Below are 17,630 nucleotides of genomic sequence, written 5' to 3' on the forward strand. Positions count from 1 at the left end.
ACGCCTGCCAAAGATCGGAGCCAGAGCTTGGCTCGCATATGCCACCAGCAAGGATGCGGTGCGGCGGCGGAGTACCAATGCTGCAGCCGCCACACCTACGACTCACGGGGCGAGGAACCGCCGTTCAATCCGGGCGATCGGGTCGTCGCTGTCATCCGGGTAAATCGAAATCCCGTCATCGATCGGAATGGGGTCGGTGATGAGGTCGATCTCAAAGGGACGCCCGTCCCCGAGGGTCAGCGTTGTCACCCCACACTCGGTCACGGTATGGAGGACCACGGCCGTGCCGGCTCCCAACAGGCTGCTGGCGACCTCGATTACCTCGCCGCTGGGTTCAGCGAAGGCGATATAGACGCTCAGGCGATTACGATGATCGTCGCTCATTTGCCCTTCCTCGCGTTCGCCTTCACCCGGAGGACGATCTCGGAGACGATATCCGCCCAGGCGATCGTGCCGAATGCCGTACGCAGTCGGGTCCAATCGACCGAGTCGAACCGGAGCCGATCGAGACTGCGTTTCAGCGCCTGAAGGTCGGCACCCTCACCGTAGCGGCCGCCAACCGTCGCCGGCACGTGGCCGCACAACTGATCGAGCACGCGCTCCTGCACATCGGCGCCGCGCCCCTCGTCCTTGAAGCGGTGGCGCAGCGAGTGGAAGACCAGCCGCGCATCCGTGCTGACGACGGCATTGATGTAGCGGTTGAGCCGGCGGCTGGCCTCCTTGGTCAGCTTGCCGAAGGTGCTGGGGCGAAGATCCGGAAACAGCAGTTCGCTCCCCGCGTCCTTCAGCGCGCTGACGTAGCGCTCGAAGCCGAGCGTCAGGACATGCTCGTGGATCGGGATGATCCGCCGCGAGCCCGTCGTCTTCACGCTTTTCTCGGGCAGGTTCGGATCGGCCTCGGCATCCATCAGATCGTCGATGTCGATGTAGAGGATGCCGCCATCGGCCTTCACGTCCTGGACGCGCGCCTGTCCGACTTCCTCGAGCCGCGCTCCGGAGGTGAGCCCGAGCAGGAACAGCCAGTAGAGCGTCACGTCGCTGACGTCGGTGCGCCGGTCGAGCAGGCGATCCGGCCGCACGAACAGATCGGAGGCGAACAGCTGCGCCAATTCGCCCGGCATGAAGCTGCGACGGCTCCGCGCCACCCGGCTAAAGCCGGTGATCTTGACCCCGGTACCGACGTTCTGGGAAATCCAGCGCTGCTGATGCGCGAAGCTGAGCAGCGCTTGGATCGATCCGACCCGCTTCTTCAGCGTCGGCGGACTGACGCGCGGCGTGCCGCTATGCGCATGGCGCGCCAGGCGCTCGTTGAAGGGCAGGGCGCGGTCCGTGCGCGGCATGGTCGCGGGCAGATTCTTTGCCTCGTCGCGATAATCCATCAGCATGTCGGAGGTGAAGGATTCGACCGGGATGTCGCCGAGATAGTCGATCAGATCCTCGGTCGCGCGCTCCACCTCGACATAGGACTGCGGCCTCGGCGCGTTCTCCTTGTTCCACTGCTGCAGCAGTTCGCGGAAGCGGAGGTCCGGTCGCAGCCGCGGCTTGACGGCGATGCGGCGGGGTGCAGCGATGTCGGCGCGCAGCCGCTCATTGTCCTCCAGGACGCGGGCGTTCCACGCCTGCATGATGAGGAGTTCGTTGGCCGGGATCCGCTTGATCGGCGGGTCCTGGTCCTCGAACACGTCGGCCAGAACCATGCCACTGGCTTTCAGCCATTCCGCCGGCGGGTACATACGGACCACGTCGAGCCAGCAGTCGCCGGGCACGGGCTCCCCACGCTTCGCAGCCAGTGCTTCCGGACTGTCGTCCATCGGTAGCCCGGCGAGGGGAAAGTCGGTGTTGAAGACCCGGCGCGCGGTGTCTTCCAGCCACCAGACAAGTCCGAGGGTTGGCCAGCGTGACCACCGCTCAGGCGCATGCCGGTTGCGGATGAAGTCGTCGACGATGATCTTGGCCCGCTCGGGCGAGATTTCGTCGGCGACCTTCTGTGCGGCGATCCGCGCCTCGGCGGCCGCCATCTCCTGTTCGAGCTCGGCATGGGCCAGGACGAAGAGCCGCTTGGCCTCCGCCGGATCGCGCGTCTTGAGCGAGCGGCGGACCTGACGCCGGCCCATCTCGCCCCGCAGATGCGGCGGCAGTTCCTTGTAGAGATAGTAGATGCCGGTCTGGGGATGTTTCCAGGGTGTGATCATCTGCACCATGCGCTTCTATACCCGTTCGCTATACCTGCAGACGGTGAAGCTGGCGTAAATCCTGGATTTCCGCGCCTCGATGCGCGAATGGTGACCCCTACGGGAGGCGTCATAAAGAAAAATTAGGTTTATCTATTATACGCTTAGCCGTGCCGAGATTTGCGACTTTGTACCACCTGTGTACCTCTATCGTAGAGACAACATACGGCACGCTGATTTCGTTTTGCAAGCGGCGTTGGTCGCGTTGTGCCCTGACATCCAGCCGGCTCATCAGTCGCAGGAACCACGCCGCCAGCCTTTGTTCGTTCATCTGCTCCGCAATGGAGTGAAGACGGTCGCCGCTGGGACATAGCGGTCGTTCCTCAAGGAATCACAAAATGTCAGCTTTTGACAAGAGCCGACATTCGCATGTTGAGCAATCCAACCTTTGCGGATGCCTCGGCGGAAATATTCGTGCGCCTAGCGATTGATAATTTGCTTCCAGTGAACTTCAGCTTAATCACGGTTGGCGGGATGACCCGCAAAGAAATCCTTTATACACCGTTATTCGTCCTCAATTTCAGACGTTCTTTCAGGCGCCATGGACTGTCATAAATGGCGCAGTCAAATTGGTATTATCGGTAGCGAGCGCTTGGTCCGTCATTTAAGCATTTTTATATTGATTGACCTGTAATTTATAAATTAAGCCCTACGCTTTGATCGCGACCATCAAACGATGAAGCTGAGCTGTTATCGCAGAAACACTGCTATAGGTTCGTTAGGCAGGCGACTAGTGCGTCGATCGCGGCGGGCGTGGTGGTCGTAACGTTGAAACGCATGAACGGTCGGCCCATCTTTGGCATCAGGAAATGAGACCCTGGCGCAGTTAGATAGCCCTTGGCCAGCATCTGTTTGGCGACATGGCGTGAATCATTGCCTTCGCCGAGATTAGCCCACAGGAAAGTGCCGCCGGTCGCCGTCGGCTGTGCTGGCTTGACCGGCGTTGATGCCAGCAAATGGCGCAGCGTGACGCCACGGCGCAACAGCTGGGATCGTATCCGTTCGCAACGTCGGCGATAAAGTCCGTCGTGAAGGAAACGATAGAGAACACGCTCGGGGATCAGCATGTTTCCAAGGCCTTGGACGGGCCGGAAGACGCGCAACAACGGCATGAAGCGTTCACCCGCAACGATATAGCCAACGCCTATCTCCGGCGCGAGGATTTGGGAGCAGCCGCCGATGTGGATCACATGCTCCAACTGATCCAGCAGGATCAGGGGCACCGCAGGGCGACCATCGGTCGCTGGCGCCAAATCGGCGTAACTGGCGTCGTCGACCAGCGCCATATCGAACTCAGCCGCAATCTCGAGCAGCTTTCGTGCCTTGTGCAACGAGATGCTGGTGCCCGTCGGATTCTGAAGCAGCGATGACAGCAGAAACATTTTAGGGCGGTGGCGCTCGCACATCAGGCGCAGCACTTCCAGGTTCGGACCGTCCGCCTCACGCGGGATACGGTAGATTTCCGCCCCTTGCGCCAGCAATGCCGCCTCATGCGCGAAGGACGACGGATCCTCGATGAGGACCGGCGTCCGGTACCGCACGAACGAGCGGATGAACAAGGTCAAGCCGGCGATGCAGCCCGGAACCGTCATGATCGAATCGATCGGAGCATCGACGCCCTCCATCCGCAGCTTATTCTGCAACTCCTCGCGGAGCGGCGGATAGCCCGCCGGGTCGCCATATCGGCCCAGCCGCTTGCCTAAGGTCGCTGCCCCCTTGAGCACACGGGCAAGCTCGTCGACCGAGGCATCATCGTGATGCAGCAATCCGCTTCCCGGGACATGATCGGGCGGCAGATCAGAATGGATCAGCTGGAAGGCGTCGAGGTCGACAGTCCGCAGCGTTTTGTTGCGAGTGGGTGGCGTCGTCGTGACGGCGACGTAAAAGCCAGCCCCGCGACGCGGATGGATGTTTCCACCGGCCACCAGCTTGTCATACGCGCGCTGTACGGTGTCGCGGCTGACACCATGCTCGGCGGCCATGCCCCGTATCGAGGGCAAGCGCTGGCCAGGTGTGAGGCCGCCATCAGCCATTGCGTCTCTGACCGCCTGGACGATGCGCTGTACCTTGTTGCCCTCGGCCCCTGACGGGTCAGCTTTCATCGCTAAAGTGTCCTGATAAAATAAGTGGGACAGGCTGGTCGTTTTTTCATACAGTGTCTGGAAGCCAGCGCTGCCGCAATTGCTAATGTCACGTGATGACGACCTTCTTTCCATTTGTTGCGCTGTCGATGATAGCGATGTCTTCAACGGGCACGGTAGATGGTCCCGTCCGAAAGAATCTGCCTCCTCTGGCCCGACCGGTGCCGATACAGCGCCCAAAGCCGGCGGTCATGCCGCCCGTCATCAGTGACCCCGTCACGCGCTTTACCCTGCCCAACGGGCTGAAGGTCGTCGTCCAGACCAGCAAGCGCGTGCCGCTCATCACCGCAACCGTGGTGTATGATGTCGGGTCAAAGGACGAAAAGATGGGGCAATATGGCTACGCTCACCTGTATGAGCATCTCATGCTCGATGGCAGCGCGCATTGGAATCAGAACGCCTTCATCTCGCTGCGGGATCTGGGTGCGACCAACGTCAATGCCAGCACCAATCAGGACGCCACGACCCTGTTCGAGACGTTTCCGCGCGCGGCGCTGGAGCGGGTGCTGTTCCTCGAAGCCGACCGCATGGGCTATGTCGGCGAAGCGCTGACGCCTGAGCGAGTGAAGCGCGAGGTCGGGGTCGTGCTGAACGAGAAGCGCCAGCGCGGCAGTCGCCCCGACGGCACCGACGACGCGATCGCCCTGGCGGACATGTATCCGGCGGATCATCCCTATCACCACAGCGTGATCGGCGAGGATGCCGATCTGGAGGCTGTGACGGTGGATATCGCCCGTCAGTGGTTCGACGCCCATTATGGCCCGTCGAACGCGACACTGATCCTGGCGGGCGATGTCACGGGGGACGAGGCCAGGCGGCTGGTCGAGAAATATTTCGGTGGCCTGGCGCCGCGACAGCCGCTCGACCGGCTGCTGACGCGGACGTCGCCGATGACCGGGCCGGTCCGGCGTGAAATCTTCCGGTCCGTGCCACAGGGTCGCATCTATGCCACCTATATCGCGCCGCCACAGGGTTCGCCGTCGATCGCCGCGCTAGACCTGACCGCACAGATCATGGCGGCGGGCGCGCGGTCGCGGCTCAACCGGCGTTTGATCGAGGAACTGGGCATCGCCCGTTCCGCCTTCGTCACCTTCAACGAAGGGCAGCTATCGAGCCGGATGGGCTTCGTCGTCGACGGCATCCCGGCCGACCAGATTTCCCGCGCCGAGGCGGAGATCGACGCCGTCATCGCCCGTTACGTCGCCGAAGGCCCCACCCCCGATGAGCTGGAACGCGCACGGGCGGCACGCACGCAATATATGTTCGGGTTGCAGGACAGCACGTCGGGCAAGGCGTTCCTGCAGGCTCGGGCGGTGAACCAGACGGACGATACCGACTATGCCGCGACTTACTTGCGCGAACTGCGAACGGCGACACCGGAGAGCGTCCGACGTGAGGTCGACGCGGTCTATGGTCGCCCCGGCTACCGGTTGATCGTCCGCCCCAAGCCGATGGCACAGGCGACGTCGGTGGGCTATGACCTGACCCAGGGGCCGCCGCCGATGGGCGAAATGGCACCGATCATGTTCCCGGCGGTGGAGCGCGCACGCCTGTCGAACGGGTTGAAGGTGGTGCTGGTCCCCCGGCCCGGCGCGATGACCGACAGCGCGCTGCTCCGCTTCGACGATGCGGGTCTTGCCGGTCCCTCGCGGGTGATCGCACCGGTCGCGCTCGACCTGCTGGCCGGAAATGGCACCACCCCGGATCAGCGCTCCCGCGCCGAACGCGCCGAGACGCTGAACGGGTGGATCAACAAGACCGCCGATCTCGACCATGCCGATCTGAGTATCGGGTGGGATACGAAGCAACTGGCGGGCGGGGTCGCTTTCCTGGGCGATGTGCTGACCCGGCCCGGCATCACGCCGGAGGCGATCAGAGCGTTGAAAAAGGCACGCGGCGAGCAACTGGCCGCCCAGCGATCGAACAATTCCGCGCTCGCCGATCGGGCGCTGTTCAACGCCATTTACGGTACCGGTCATCCCTACGCCCCCGCGCCGGATGTTGCGACGGACATCCAGGCGACGGAGGCGATCGATCCCGCTTCCTTGCGCGAATGGTATCGCGGCCATGTACGGCCGGATCGTGCGACGCTGTATATCGCGGGGGATACCAGCATGGTGGTCCTGAAGCCGCTGCTGGAAAAGGCGCTGGCCGGATGGACCGCACAGGGTGCGGCGACGCCCGCCCCGACCATACCGCCCGCGCATGGCAGTGCGACGCCGTCCCTGACCGTGATCGACAAGCCGGGCGCGGCGCAGACCTTCATCATGGCGGGCAAGGTGATCCCGGCCGCCACGCCCGGTAGCCCGGAGGCGACCGCGGCCTGGACCGTCAACGAGCTCTATGGCGGCAATTCGACCGCCCGGATCGGCAGCAACCTGCGCGTCGACAAGGGCTGGACCTATGGCATCGGCTCCGGGCTTTACGACACACGCGGCGAGCGTCGCTGGATTCTCGCAGGCTCGGTCAGCCGGGAGCATAGCGGGGAGTCGGTCGCGGAGCTGATTAAGGAGATGCGCGGCCTGAACGGAGATCGTCCGCCCGAGCAGCGCGAGCTGACCCGTATCGCGACCAGCGTGGCCAACCAGAGTGCGGCCAAGCTGGAGGGGAATGCCAACCTGCTCCAGGCCATGGCAGACGCCGAGTCCGACGGGCTGCCCCATGACGATGTCGTGCGCGAGCCCATCCGGCTCCAGTCTCTGACGTTGGGGCAGCTGCGGGGCGCAACCGGGGCGCTGTCCGATCCGGACACGGTTCATTGGGTTCTGGTCGGCGACTGGCAGCGCATCCGCGACCAGTTCACGAATCTCAGGCTTGGCACGCCCGTGGTGATCCCCACGGCGCGCTGAAGAGGGCCGCGAACATGCCCGGCAGGGCAGGCGCGGATTGTTATCCATCAATGACATGGGGGGAATTGAATATGGGTACACGTCATTATGTCGCCGCCAGCCTGTTGGCGCTGGTGGCCGCCACCGCACCGGGCGTCGCGTCGGCGCAGGACCGGGTGATGTCGCAACCCGCCTTGCCGCTGAGCGAGGCGTTGCAGCGGATCGCCGCGGAATGGGGCAAGCCGCTGAACATCGATCCCGACGCGGTGCGCGGGATCACCGCCAAGCCCGTCGTCAATGCCCGGTCCGAGCGTGACGCTGTCGCGCAGGCGACGCGCGGCCTGCCCGTCGCGGTCGATGTCAGCGATACGGGCGCGATCTCCATCCTGAACGACGTCGTCGTCACCGCACAGCCCAACGAAGCAGAGGACAGCGTGCTCGTCCGCGGCGCGACCAGTTCGTCGCGGCTCGGCCAGTCGCTTCGGGAACAGGCGCGCAACACCCAGGTCATCTCGGCGAAACTGCTCGAACGGCAACAGGCGCAGAGCATCGCCGAGGCTCTGGCCAATGCGGGCGGCGTCGTCGTCAACACCGCCACGGTGCAGGGCGGCATCAGCTATTCGGTGCGTGGCTTCGACTCGAACGGTGCGGTCAACGGCCTGCCCTCGGTCTCCAGCTCCAGCTTTGCGGCGGGCACGACCCAGTCGCTGGTCAATATCGAGCGCATCGAGGTGCTGAAAGGCCCCGACGCGATCCTGCTGGGCGGTGACAATCTGGGCGGCACGATCAACATCGTCACCAAGAAACCCAATGCCGAGGAGCGGCTCTACGCATCGATGGATACCGGATCGTTCGGCCTGGTCCGGGGAACCATCGACGCCAACCGGGCCCTGACCGACGACAATCGCCTGAGCGCGCGCATCATCGCCACGGCCGCGACCGCCGACCGCAATTTCGGCGGCTATCGCGGCAACGAGGATTATCTGTTCGCCCCCTCGCTGCGGTACAAGAACGCGACGACCGATGTCATCGTCTCCGGCGTGGCGGGCACGCAATATTTCGGCATGGTGCCGTACACCGTGCTGAACAAGGCGACCAAAAAGCCGTTCGACGTTGCCTGGGACCGACCGCTGCTGGGCGGGCGCGAGCAGTTCGCTCGTAATGGCACGACGCAGATCAATGCCGAACTGACCCAGAAGCTGACCGACTGGCTGACCGTCGTACTGCGCGGCCAGCATCAGAACGCGACCTTCGCGCTATCGCAATATTCCCCCTTCGCCGTCTTGAACAACAACGGCCTGTTGCTCGTGTCCAGCAGCGGCGTGCGCCAGACGTCGACCAGCGATGCAGTTGACGGCTTTGCCCGTATCGCCTTCGATACCGGCCCGGTGAACCACAAGATCGTGGTCGGCGCGACCAATGTGAAAAGCGATACTGATGCGATCTATGCCGCCGATGGGGATATGTTCCCCTATAACTTCCTCACCCCCGGCGGAACCCTGCCGTCGCTCGCGACGATCTATCGAGAGCGGTCGACGATCATCGGCAAGCAGCGTGGCTATTACGGCCAATATCTCGTTGGCTTCGGTCCGATCCACCTGATGGCGGCGGTCCGTCACAACATCTTGGACTTCACCTCGGTCGTCGCCGGTTTCGGACCCAATTCGAACCATGCGACGGCCACCACGCCCAATTTCGGGGCCGTGGTCGATATTACCAGCAAGCTGTCCGTGTTCGGCACCTTGGCCTATGGATACACGCCGACCTTCACGCTGAACGCCGCGAAGGAAAGGCTGGGCGACATCAAGAGCCGCAATGCCGAAACCGGTATCAAGTGGGACCTGTTCGACAAACGCATGCTGATCAACGCATCCTATTTCAGTATCCGACAGAGCAACCTCATCGACCGCGATCCGCTCCATCCCGGTTTCTCGATCGCCCTGCCCGGACAGCTGGGCCGAGGCATCGACCTGAACGTCAGCGGCACGCCGCTGGCCGGCCTGACCCTTTCGGCGGCGTTTACGCGGACCAGCTACACATTTCTTGTGCCGACGCGGACGATCGGCAACACCGTCAACGGCCAGCCGCGCGACGTGTACAACCTCTATGCGTCCTATGAGCGCAAGGTCGGCAACGACATGCGCGCCGGTCTGGGGGCCGGGGTGGCGGGCCGTTCGAGTTCGGCGATCGATCGTCTGAACACCTACCGGATCGATGGCGCCGCGCTGGTCAATCTGAACGGGTTCCTGTCGGTCGGCGACATCGACATCAATGTCGGCGTCCGCAACCTGTTCGACCGCAAATCCTATGCGCCGACCCGGTTCGACAACTATATTCCGCTGGGCGAGCCGCGTAGCTGGCGACTGACCGTCGGCTATCGCTTTTTCTGATCGAGGATGACCCGCCGATGATGCCGCAACCCACCCAAAGCGGCGAGGTCCGTCGCGAGACGGGCCTGGCCCCACCCCAGGACGCCACTGCCCGATGGACGGACGCATGGCGGCTGGTCAGCGGCTATTGGCGGTCGTCCGACTGGAAGTTCGCCTGGTTCGCGTTGATCACCCTGTTGTTCTTCCAGTTCGGCGCGGCGTTCATCATGCTGCGCGCCAATCGCTGGCAGCAACATTTCTTCGACGCGATCGAACAGCGCGACCAGGCGCAGATGGTGCCACTGATGATCGTGTTCCTGGGGATCATGGCGATGCAGATCGCCATGATCCTGGCGGAGAATTTCATCGACGGACTCTTGTCCATCCGCTGGCGGACCTTTCTGACGCGCGACTATCTCGACCGCTGGATGAGCCGCAATCGCTATGCCGAGATCGAGCGGTTGCGGATCATCGACAATCCCGACCAGCGTATCGCCGACGACCTGAACGCGATCACCGCCGCATTGGGCATGACGATCGGCGCGCTGCACATCGTCATGCGGCTGATCGGGTCGATCGTGACCGGCGTCACCTTCGCGATGATCCTGCTGGAGACCGCGCCGCCGATCCGCTTCTCGCTGGGCGGCACCGCAATTTCCATTCCGGGCAGCACCGTCTGGTATGCCGTTGCCTATGCGATGATCGGCTCGTGGCTGACGGCCAAGATCGGCCAGCCCTTCGTCCGCGCGATGATGCGCCAGCAGCACCGCGAGGCGGATTTCCGTGCCGGGCTGATCCATGTGCGGCGCAATGCCGCGCAGATCGGGCTATCGGGCGCGGTCTCCACCGAGCGCGAGGCGTTGCATCAGGCGTTCGACGCGGTGCGGACCAATTTTCGCTCCGTCATCTACAGCTCGCTGGGCATCACTGCGGCGGGCAGCGTCTATGACCGGATGGGGACGGTCCTGCCGTTGTTCATCATGGTGCCGGGCTATCTCGCAGGGACCATGACCTTCGGCCAGTTGATGGCGGGCCGCGACGCCTTCGGGCAGCTCGGGATGCAGCTCGGCTATTTCGTCAAGAGCTATCAGCTGATCGGTCAGCAAGTCAGCTACTTCAACCGTATGAAGGGACTCGACGACGCACTGGACGATGTGCGGCCTGCCGGAATTGCCGTGGGTACGGGCACCGCTCCGGGTGTCGTCCTGGCGACGCAAGATCTGGCGCTCCACCGCCCGCATGGCGAGGAGCTGGCGATCGTCGGCGACTGGACCGTGCGCAAGGGCGAACGCTGGGCGGTGCGGGGCGCCTCGGGCACCGGCAAGTCGACGCTCGTGCGCGCGCTGGCGGGGCTGTGGCCCGACGGGCAGGGCAGCGTTGCGCTGGCGCATGACAGCCGGGCGATGTTCGTGCCGCAGCGGCTTTACCTGCCGCAGGGTACGCTCAAGGCGGCGGTCTGCTTCCCCGATCGGCCCGAGGAGCATGGCGATGCCGAAATCGCCGCATTGCTCGGTCAAGCACGGCTCGGCCATCTTGCCACCGAGATGCACGCGCTACGCCTGTGGCAGGAGGAATTGTCTCCCGGCGAGCAGCAGCGGATCGCGCTGGCTCGCGTCCTGCTGCATCGCCCGACGCTGCTGGTCCTGGACGAGGCAACGAGCGCACTCGATGCGGGCAATGCGCGCCATTTCTACGACAGCGTCCGCGCCGCCCTGCCCGACGCCACGATCGTCAGCGTGGTGCATGACGAGACGCTGCTGGCGCACCACAGCCATATGCTGACCTTCGCGGATGGCGGCGCGATCGCCACCGCCATCGACCGGACCAAGACCGGCGACTGAGATCGCCGCGACGAGACGGCAGAAAGGATTTCGACCATCATGACGGGCAAGGTTATCGACGTCACGGGCTCGGACGTCGCCGCGGTCATCGCGGAGCGAGACGGTTTGATCCTGTTCGATCTCTGGTCCCCGACATGCGCCCCGTGCCGAGCGCTAGCCCCGATCCTCGACGATCTGGCGGCCGACTTCGCCGACGAGTTGCAAATCTGCAAGCTCGACGTCGAGGCGGACCAGGGGACCGCCAAGCCGTTCGCGGCGAGGGCACTGCCGACCTTGGCGCTGTATCGCGCCGGCATGGAGATCGACCGGATGGTCGGCCTGAAATCGCGCGGGCAATTGACCGCCTGGCTTGAAAGCCATTTATGACTGGCGCCTTTGGGGGCGATCCCGCGATCAAGGCCGCACTGCTCGCCAGACTGGAAAGCCATATCGCCAATAGCACGCTTCGCTTCGGCGGCACATCCTGGGACGGCTCGGGGGGCAGCCCCTTGGGCGTGTCTACCGAAGGGGGGGATAGCGCCGACTATGCGACCCGGTTCGGCTACCCGCTCGCAATAGCCGGCTTGCTGGATCCGTTGATCGCTTATGCCGGGCCTGATGACGGCGGCAAGGTCGCGCTGCGCTGGGTGGAGTGTGTCGCTGTGGGCGCCGACCTGTCGCCGATCCCGCAGAGGATCGTCGACCATTTCCTGACTGCTATGGGGGCGGAGCGCCTCGCGGCATCGTCCTATGCCCAGGTACAAGCGCTGCACCGCGCCGAAGCGTCAGGCGTTGCCAGGCATCGTGGTGAATGGACCGCAACACGCCGCCGCATCGAAGCGGCCGAGGAAGCCGCATTACCGCACAGTCCTGAGCGTGCCGCCCTGAACGCGTGCGCCACTGCGTGCTGGCCACTGCAAACGAGCAGCTCGATCCTGTCGACGCTGATCGCGGCTTGGCTTCAGGAGGTCAATCGTGAAGCCGATCCGGCGTTCGGAGAAGTCGAGCGTCAGCGCGCCATGGCCATGCTTGACGAAATTTACCAACAAACTCAGCCCATGCGCGACAAAGGCGAGGCGGTCGACATTCCAGCCCTGTTCCGCATGCGCGATCCGGTCCTCGCGGCAGGCTTCGAGGCATCGCTGGAACGCGCGAATGCCCGCTATCTTGACCGTGCCCGGTCCGCTCCGGGCATAGTGCTCGCCTATCTTGCCGCTGCCAAATTACGAAAGGCCCCTTGAAGGATGAGACGGGAGCCTTCAGCGATGATCGCTCCGATACTCTACGCGCTTCCCGCAGCATTCAATCGGCGCGCTACGCTCGGGATTTCGCCTCAACCATGACCAGCACGGCCTTCCGCGCCGAGGGTTCCCGCGTCCACTATAGTTCTGACGTATCAAATCCGGGAACACTGGCTGGAAGCACCGCATACGGCTATTTCCAGCGTTGATGATCAGACATTCACAAGAGGCGGCATGAACGGTTAGCATCGGTCGAATATTGCCGACAATAACCGGCGCATCGTGGGACGAAGCGGCCGTCAAAGGCAAGCGGGCCGAACGTCGGCTTCATGGCAAATGCCGTCGTTGGGTAGATTCTGCTGCATCGAACGGCGTGTGCGAGGAATGGCCGCTTGCGGGTTTGCCGCAGCGCATATCGCAATTCGGCGGCTGACACGAATTTTCGTGTGTGGCCTAACTCCTGCGCTATAACGGGAGCTGAGCAGTAAAAAGCGCTGCAAACGCGCGGAGCAGATTGATCGCCAGGAGGGCATTCGACGAATGCAGGATTATTGTGCCCTAAAGGCTGTGGAGTTCTCCAAATACAGGGTGTTCGAACAAAGGCAGCGCCTCGAGTTGAAGCCGCTGACCCTTTTGTTCGGGCATAATAGCGCCGGGAAAAGCGCTGCCTTGCGCTTACTGCCGATCCTGGCAGCATCGGCGCAGCGCCGACGCCGCAATGCAAATCTCGCCGTGCTCGACTATTCGTCGCCAGCTTTGCGCGAGGCATTGTTCCAGGACCTCATTTACAACGGCCAAGTAGCCGGCGGCCTACAGTTCGGACTTTGTTGGAGCGATGTCACCTACGACGTGACATTGCGCGACTTGGGTACTGGTGGCGAAGTAATCGGCAACTTCAACGTCACGGTCGAGGCAAAGACCTATTCCGGTGGTCCGGCGGAGAGCGAAGGCCGCGAAAATCTCGAAGTCGAGATCGACGGCAAGAAGTCGCATTGGAAGTTCGCCGGACTCTGCCCCTATGCTGCCGACACGGAAAAAGGCGAGGAGGTTGTTGAGGTGCTGCGCGAGCGTCTCGATCACTTCGCATCCTCGGTTCGGTGGCTCGGTGCCGTGCGCGCTGCCGTACCGCGGCTATTTGAAATGCGGCCAGGTGTTGATGGAGAGATCCGGCCAGACGGGTCAGGCGTTGCGGAGGCTATCCGCATCAGCGCGGCGGCCGGAGACGGAGCAGCGGAGGCGGTATCGAAATGGCTCGAGAAGAGCTGTCAGTGCTCGCTGAGCTTCGCCGCAAGTGATGAAGCGCTTCTACATAATCGCCGCTTCTATCCTTTTGATGTGATTACCGCGACGGGGCGCCATATCGCTGTCCGAGATGTCGGCGAAGGCATCGCCCAAGCCCTGCCTGTCGTCATGCTCTGTCACCAGGCGCGGCTCGGCCAGCTGGGGGACAGTCCCATCCTTGCCTTCGAGCAACCGGAACTGCACTTGCATCCAGCCGCGGCCGTCCATCTGGCAGATGAAGTCATCGCCTGTATCGCACGGGGGTCGCACGCGAGCCACGTCGTCGAGACCCATGCGGAAAGCATGTTGCTCTCGGTCCAGATCGCTATTGTCGAGCGCCGGATCCGCCCCGAGGATGTCGTTGTCTATTGGGTATCGCCCGGCGATTCTGGCACGACGTTGAGAGCGATCACGTTCGACGAATCGGGGTTTGCGGTTGGCGGGTGGCCGCAGGGCGTGTTCCGGGAAACGCTCGATCAAGCCCGTCGCCTAGCTCAGCTCCGAATTGACCCCAACCCCGCCGCCTGATGCGTATCCTCATTGCCGACACAGTGCTGGCGGATCCAGCGCAATGGCCCGACTTGGAAGCGCTGCTCGATCACGCGCGGCGCAACCGATGCTATGTGGACACGCTCAATCCAGCGGCGGTTCTCGACAACCCCTGGTTCAATCAGGCGAATAGGCAGCGCCAGCAGCATTGGCTCAACGCGACCGACTGGGCGGCTAAAGACGCCGCGCTATTCCGGCTGCGTACACTGATCGCCGACCTGCAGCCGAACCCGACCGTCAGTCCGGCTAGAATCACGCTGCCGGATGCGATCGATCTCGTTGGTCGGCCCGCCTCGCTTTGGCTCGAGAATGGCCGAAACGATCGGCAATTCTTTCTCGCAATGATGCCGGCGGAGCAGCGAGCTATGTTTCTCGAATGGGAAAGCCGGCGGATAATCCGATTCGAAAATGGCGGTGGGCTGGGTGAGTTGCGCAAGGCGCTGGAGGAAATCGCGAAGCGCGGGGCTCTCGATCCGCGAGCAGATCGGGCGCTGTTCGACAGCGATGCCGAGGTGCCGGGGCACAGCAGTAGGGACGCGACCCTGATGATCGCGTTCTGCAATAGCAAACAAATCGCCTATCATTGCCTCGCCCGACGCGCGATCGAGAACTACCTCCCACGCAAGGCGCTCTGGTCCTGGGCAATGGCCGGCAGCGATCGACGCGCGCGGCGAGAGCGTAGCGCGAGGGTGGAGGCGTACGCGCGGATGAGCGACCCGCAGCGAGAGCATTTCCATCTGAAGAGCGGTTGGGATGCCCACCCCTCTGCGCAAGTGACATCGCTTTATGAGAGCGTTTCCCACCTCGACCGGGCGGCTTTGCAGAACGGTATCGATGGCGGCATCGCTTCGCTCTATGGGACCTATATGGACTTCATGCACGACTGGTCCAGCAAGGAAGGCGTCGATGCACGCCTTCAGGCTGCGATTAACGAGATAACGGACTGGATTCGGGTGCCCTATGCGTGACAGTTTCTCGGCAGATCCAACCGTCGTCTTCCTGACCTCGGTCCTCGACGATATCGCACACGGACGTATCCGCATCCCGCGCTTCCAGCGTCCGCTCGTCTGGAGCTGGGCTCAACGTAAGGAGTTTTTCGAGAGCATCTTCGCTGGGCTACCGATCGGCGCGCTGATGATTTGGGCGACCTTGAATGAGGAAATCGGCTGCTACGGCAGTCTGGGGCCCCACGCGCTTCCGACCTCGCCGATTTCGGGCGAGGGGCGTTACCTCATGGACGGCGTGCAGCGGGTTTCGACGCTGTACGGTGCACTTCGGGCAACGCAGAGCTGGTCGGATTTCGACGAAGAGCGCGACGTGCAACTGCGGGATTTCGTCGTCTATGCCGATCTCGATACGGATGACGAGACGGATCGTTTCAAGCGGTCGGTCGACATCCCGCTTGCGGACATCGAGCGCGACCCCACGCGATTCCTGCCGCTGAACATCATCCTTCAAAGCCGGGAATTGCTGCGATTTCAGCGCGAGTTGGCAGATGGCGACGATCGACGGATCGACCGGGCTGACGAGGTCGCGTCGGCCTTTCGTCAGTACAAGGTGCCGATCATCACTCTAAATAGCGCGAGCCTCGAAGTCGTGACCAAGAGCTTCGAGCGCATTAACAGCCGCGGCGCGGACATGAGCGAGCTGCACATGTTGAATGCGCTAACCTATTCGCCGAGCTTCGACTTGCTCAAGCGGGACCAAGAACTGCGCAAGGAGCGGCTGGCACCGTTCGGCTGGCAGGACATCGATTCCGACATCGTCTTGCGGTGCTTGAAGGTGAGCCTTGGCGCAGACATCTACAAAACCAATCCGGATGAGGTCAGCAAAAGCCTCAAACAGGATCCTGACGCGATGGAGCGGACATTCGCGGGGTTGGGGGAGACTGCAAGGTTCTTCCACGACAGTTTCTCCATCACGAACCCGTCGCTGGTACCGTATCGCATTCAGATCGTTGCAATCGCGACGGCACTGCTCAATCGGAAATATGAGGATTGCGCGTCACGGCTTATCGATTGGATTTGGCTATCGACCTATGCCGAACTCTTCGGGGGCACCGGCCGCCAGTCAGAAAACGCTATCAGCGATCTGCGATCCTTCGTCGACTCCGGCTTCTTCCAGTGGTCGCTCCGCGAACCTCCCGCGGTTCGCAGCATCGCGGGGGTCAAGAGCGACTTTAGGGCAGCGCGCGTTAAGGCGCTCATGTTAGCCCTTGCAGCACGCGCGGACGAAGTCGAGGCTGGAAAAGGCAGCGATCTGGTCGAAACCTATGGAGGCGAGGCATTCCAATTCCTGACAATGCCTGGTGTCGAGCGCGGCGATCAGGGCGCCCGGTTCCTGTTAGAGCCGGCCTATGCTTCAGAATTTCGGGTGCGATTGCTCAGCCGCCAGTTGGACGATCAAGCGCGAGCACGCCATCTGATCTCGTACGAAGCTTGGGAACTGATTGACCCGCACAACATGCAGCCCTTTACTAGGCACCGTGCCAACAATTTGTTTGGCTATGAGCGCGACGCGATCATTATGCCGGTGGCGCATCGGATGGGGATGACACCGCTCCGAATTCTTGGAGACAACGAGGCTGAGGTAGAGCAGCGCGAAGGAAATATCGGAGACATTTGAACTCATGTCGCCGACGCGGTGGCGACCTGAAGGGAGGTCGCATCAATGCTGAGATCGCCTCAATTCAGGCAAAGCTGCGGCGGAGCATGTGGGGGGCGGTCCCCTTGAGCAACGCGACCATCCGCGCCCACCAGCCCTTGTGGGCGTTTTCGACATCCTTTGCGGGCGCGGCGCCACATGCCGCAATAAACGCGAGCCGGGGAGCGAGGTGCTCCTGCGGCTCGGCGTCGATCCCCATGTCCGCATAGGAGCGCGGATCGTAGCGCCGCGGCGCTCCGATCGCTTCCAGCTCCGCGTTCACCGCGTCGGCGAAGTGCCTTCGCATGTACATGGGCCAGTCCTTATGACGGACCTCGGCGCACTTTTTCTGGCGATGCGGATAGCTCCGTCGCCGGTTGCGCGACGCGGTTCGCTTCTCCTCCACGATGGCGAAATCCCATTGGCCGTCGATCCGCTCGCACGGACGGTCGTAATAAAGCAGATGGAAATGCCAGTTGCGCTCGTCGTTCGCGGCGGTCGGCGCGTGCAGTGCGATATAATAGCGC

General features: G+C 62.9%; 12 protein-coding genes. 8 read left to right on the plus strand and 4 right to left on the minus strand.

The window, feature by feature from the left end; all coding sequences use genetic code 11:
- Positions 1 to 102: 102 nt before the first annotated feature.
- The 3 genes from SM191_RS16055 to SM191_RS16065 form a co-directional block, all read right to left on the minus strand.
- A complete protein-coding gene (locus tag SM191_RS16055; protein ID WP_341507065.1) occupies positions 103 to 384 on the minus strand; it encodes a hypothetical protein in 282 nt (93 codons plus the stop codon).
- Positions 381 to 2,114 carry a site-specific integrase gene (locus SM191_RS16060; protein ID WP_341507066.1) on the minus strand — a complete coding sequence of 578 codons (1,734 nt, stop codon included), beginning with the start codon at positions 2,112 to 2,114 and terminating at the stop codon, positions 381 to 383. Before SM191_RS16060 ends, SM191_RS16055 begins: the two co-directional genes overlap by 4 nt.
- An 824-nt stretch (positions 2,115 to 2,938) precedes the next feature.
- Positions 2,939 to 4,333, minus strand: coding sequence for an aminotransferase-like domain-containing protein (locus SM191_RS16065; RefSeq protein WP_307001571.1), 1,395 nt, complete (start codon positions 4,331 to 4,333; stop codon positions 2,939 to 2,941).
- 230 nt (positions 4,334 to 4,563) lie between these two features.
- Between SM191_RS16065 and SM191_RS16070 the strand changes: the two genes are divergently transcribed.
- The 8 genes from SM191_RS16070 (at position 4,564) to SM191_RS16105 (ending at position 17,085) form a co-directional block, all read left to right on the plus strand.
- The gene (locus SM191_RS16070) at positions 4,564 to 7,221 is read left to right on the plus strand and encodes a M16 family metallopeptidase (protein ID WP_341507067.1); all 2,658 of its coding nucleotides are present in this window, start codon (positions 4,564 to 4,566) and stop codon (positions 7,219 to 7,221) included.
- A gap of 71 nt (positions 7,222 to 7,292) precedes the next feature.
- Positions 7,293 to 9,590: a TonB-dependent siderophore receptor gene (locus SM191_RS16075; RefSeq protein ID WP_341507068.1), complete on the plus strand. Its 2,298-nt coding sequence runs from the start codon at positions 7,293 to 7,295 to the stop codon at positions 9,588 to 9,590.
- Positions 9,591 to 9,607: 17 nt separating this feature from the next.
- Positions 9,608 to 11,410, plus strand: coding sequence for an ABC transporter ATP-binding protein/permease (locus tag SM191_RS16080; RefSeq protein ID WP_307001566.1), 1,803 nt, complete (start codon positions 9,608 to 9,610; stop codon positions 11,408 to 11,410).
- A gap of 39 nt (positions 11,411 to 11,449) precedes the next feature.
- Positions 11,450 to 11,776 (plus strand): thioredoxin family protein, encoded by a 327-nt coding sequence (locus tag SM191_RS16085; protein WP_307001564.1) that lies wholly within the window; start codon positions 11,450 to 11,452, stop codon positions 11,774 to 11,776.
- Complete coding sequence (locus tag SM191_RS16090; protein WP_307001562.1) at positions 11,773 to 12,630, plus strand: hypothetical protein; 858 nt, start codon at positions 11,773 to 11,775, stop codon at positions 12,628 to 12,630. The genes SM191_RS16085 and SM191_RS16090 overlap by 4 nt, the downstream gene beginning before the upstream one ends.
- A gap of 615 nt (positions 12,631 to 13,245) precedes the next feature.
- A complete protein-coding gene (locus SM191_RS16095; protein ID WP_341507069.1) occupies positions 13,246 to 14,439 on the plus strand; it encodes an AAA family ATPase in 1,194 nt (397 codons plus the stop codon).
- Positions 14,439 to 15,428 (plus strand): hypothetical protein, encoded by a 990-nt coding sequence (locus tag SM191_RS16100; RefSeq protein ID WP_341507070.1) that lies wholly within the window; start codon positions 14,439 to 14,441, stop codon positions 15,426 to 15,428. The genes SM191_RS16095 and SM191_RS16100 overlap by 1 nt, the downstream gene beginning before the upstream one ends.
- Entirely contained in the window at positions 15,421 to 17,085 is a 1,665-nt protein-coding gene (locus SM191_RS16105) for a DUF262 domain-containing protein (protein WP_341507071.1), read from the plus strand. The genes SM191_RS16100 and SM191_RS16105 overlap by 8 nt, the downstream gene beginning before the upstream one ends.
- 64 nt (positions 17,086 to 17,149) lie before the next feature.
- On the opposite strand, the gene SM191_RS16110 is transcribed toward SM191_RS16105, so the two are convergent.
- Positions 17,150 to 17,630, minus strand: a 481-nt coding sequence (locus tag SM191_RS16110; RefSeq protein WP_341507072.1) for a MobA/MobL family protein, incomplete at its 5' end; no start/stop codon positions are given.

The sequence above is a fragment of the Sphingomonas sp. 2378 genome (genome assembly GCF_038084995.1).
Lineage (GTDB): Bacteria > Pseudomonadota > Alphaproteobacteria > Sphingomonadales > Sphingomonadaceae > Sphingomonas.

Excerpts from the sequence above, each read along its gene's own strand:
- SM191_RS16070 (WP_341507067.1), top strand. The coding sequence starts at position 4,564 with ATGCCGCCCGTCATCAGTGACCCCGTCACGCGCTTTACCCTGCCCAAC.
- SM191_RS16060 (WP_341507066.1), bottom strand. The coding sequence starts at position 2,114 with ATGGGCCGGCGTCAGGTCCGCCGCTCGCTCAAGACGCGCGATCCGGCG.
- SM191_RS16080 (WP_307001566.1), top strand. The coding sequence starts at position 9,608 with ATGATGCCGCAACCCACCCAAAGCGGCGAGGTCCGTCGCGAGACGGGC.
- SM191_RS16065 (WP_307001571.1), bottom strand. The coding sequence starts at position 4,333 with ATGAAAGCTGACCCGTCAGGGGCCGAGGGCAACAAGGTACAGCGCATC.
- SM191_RS16085 (WP_307001564.1), top strand. The coding sequence starts at position 11,450 with ATGACGGGCAAGGTTATCGACGTCACGGGCTCGGACGTCGCCGCGGTC.
- SM191_RS16075 (WP_341507068.1), top strand. The coding sequence starts at position 7,293 with ATGGGTACACGTCATTATGTCGCCGCCAGCCTGTTGGCGCTGGTGGCC.
- SM191_RS16090 (WP_307001562.1), top strand. The coding sequence starts at position 11,773 with ATGACTGGCGCCTTTGGGGGCGATCCCGCGATCAAGGCCGCACTGCTC.
- SM191_RS16100 (WP_341507070.1), top strand. The coding sequence starts at position 14,439 with ATGCGTATCCTCATTGCCGACACAGTGCTGGCGGATCCAGCGCAATGG.
- SM191_RS16105 (WP_341507071.1), top strand. The coding sequence starts at position 15,421 with ATGCGTGACAGTTTCTCGGCAGATCCAACCGTCGTCTTCCTGACCTCG.
- SM191_RS16055 (WP_341507065.1), bottom strand. The coding sequence starts at position 384 with ATGAGCGACGATCATCGTAATCGCCTGAGCGTCTATATCGCCTTCGCT.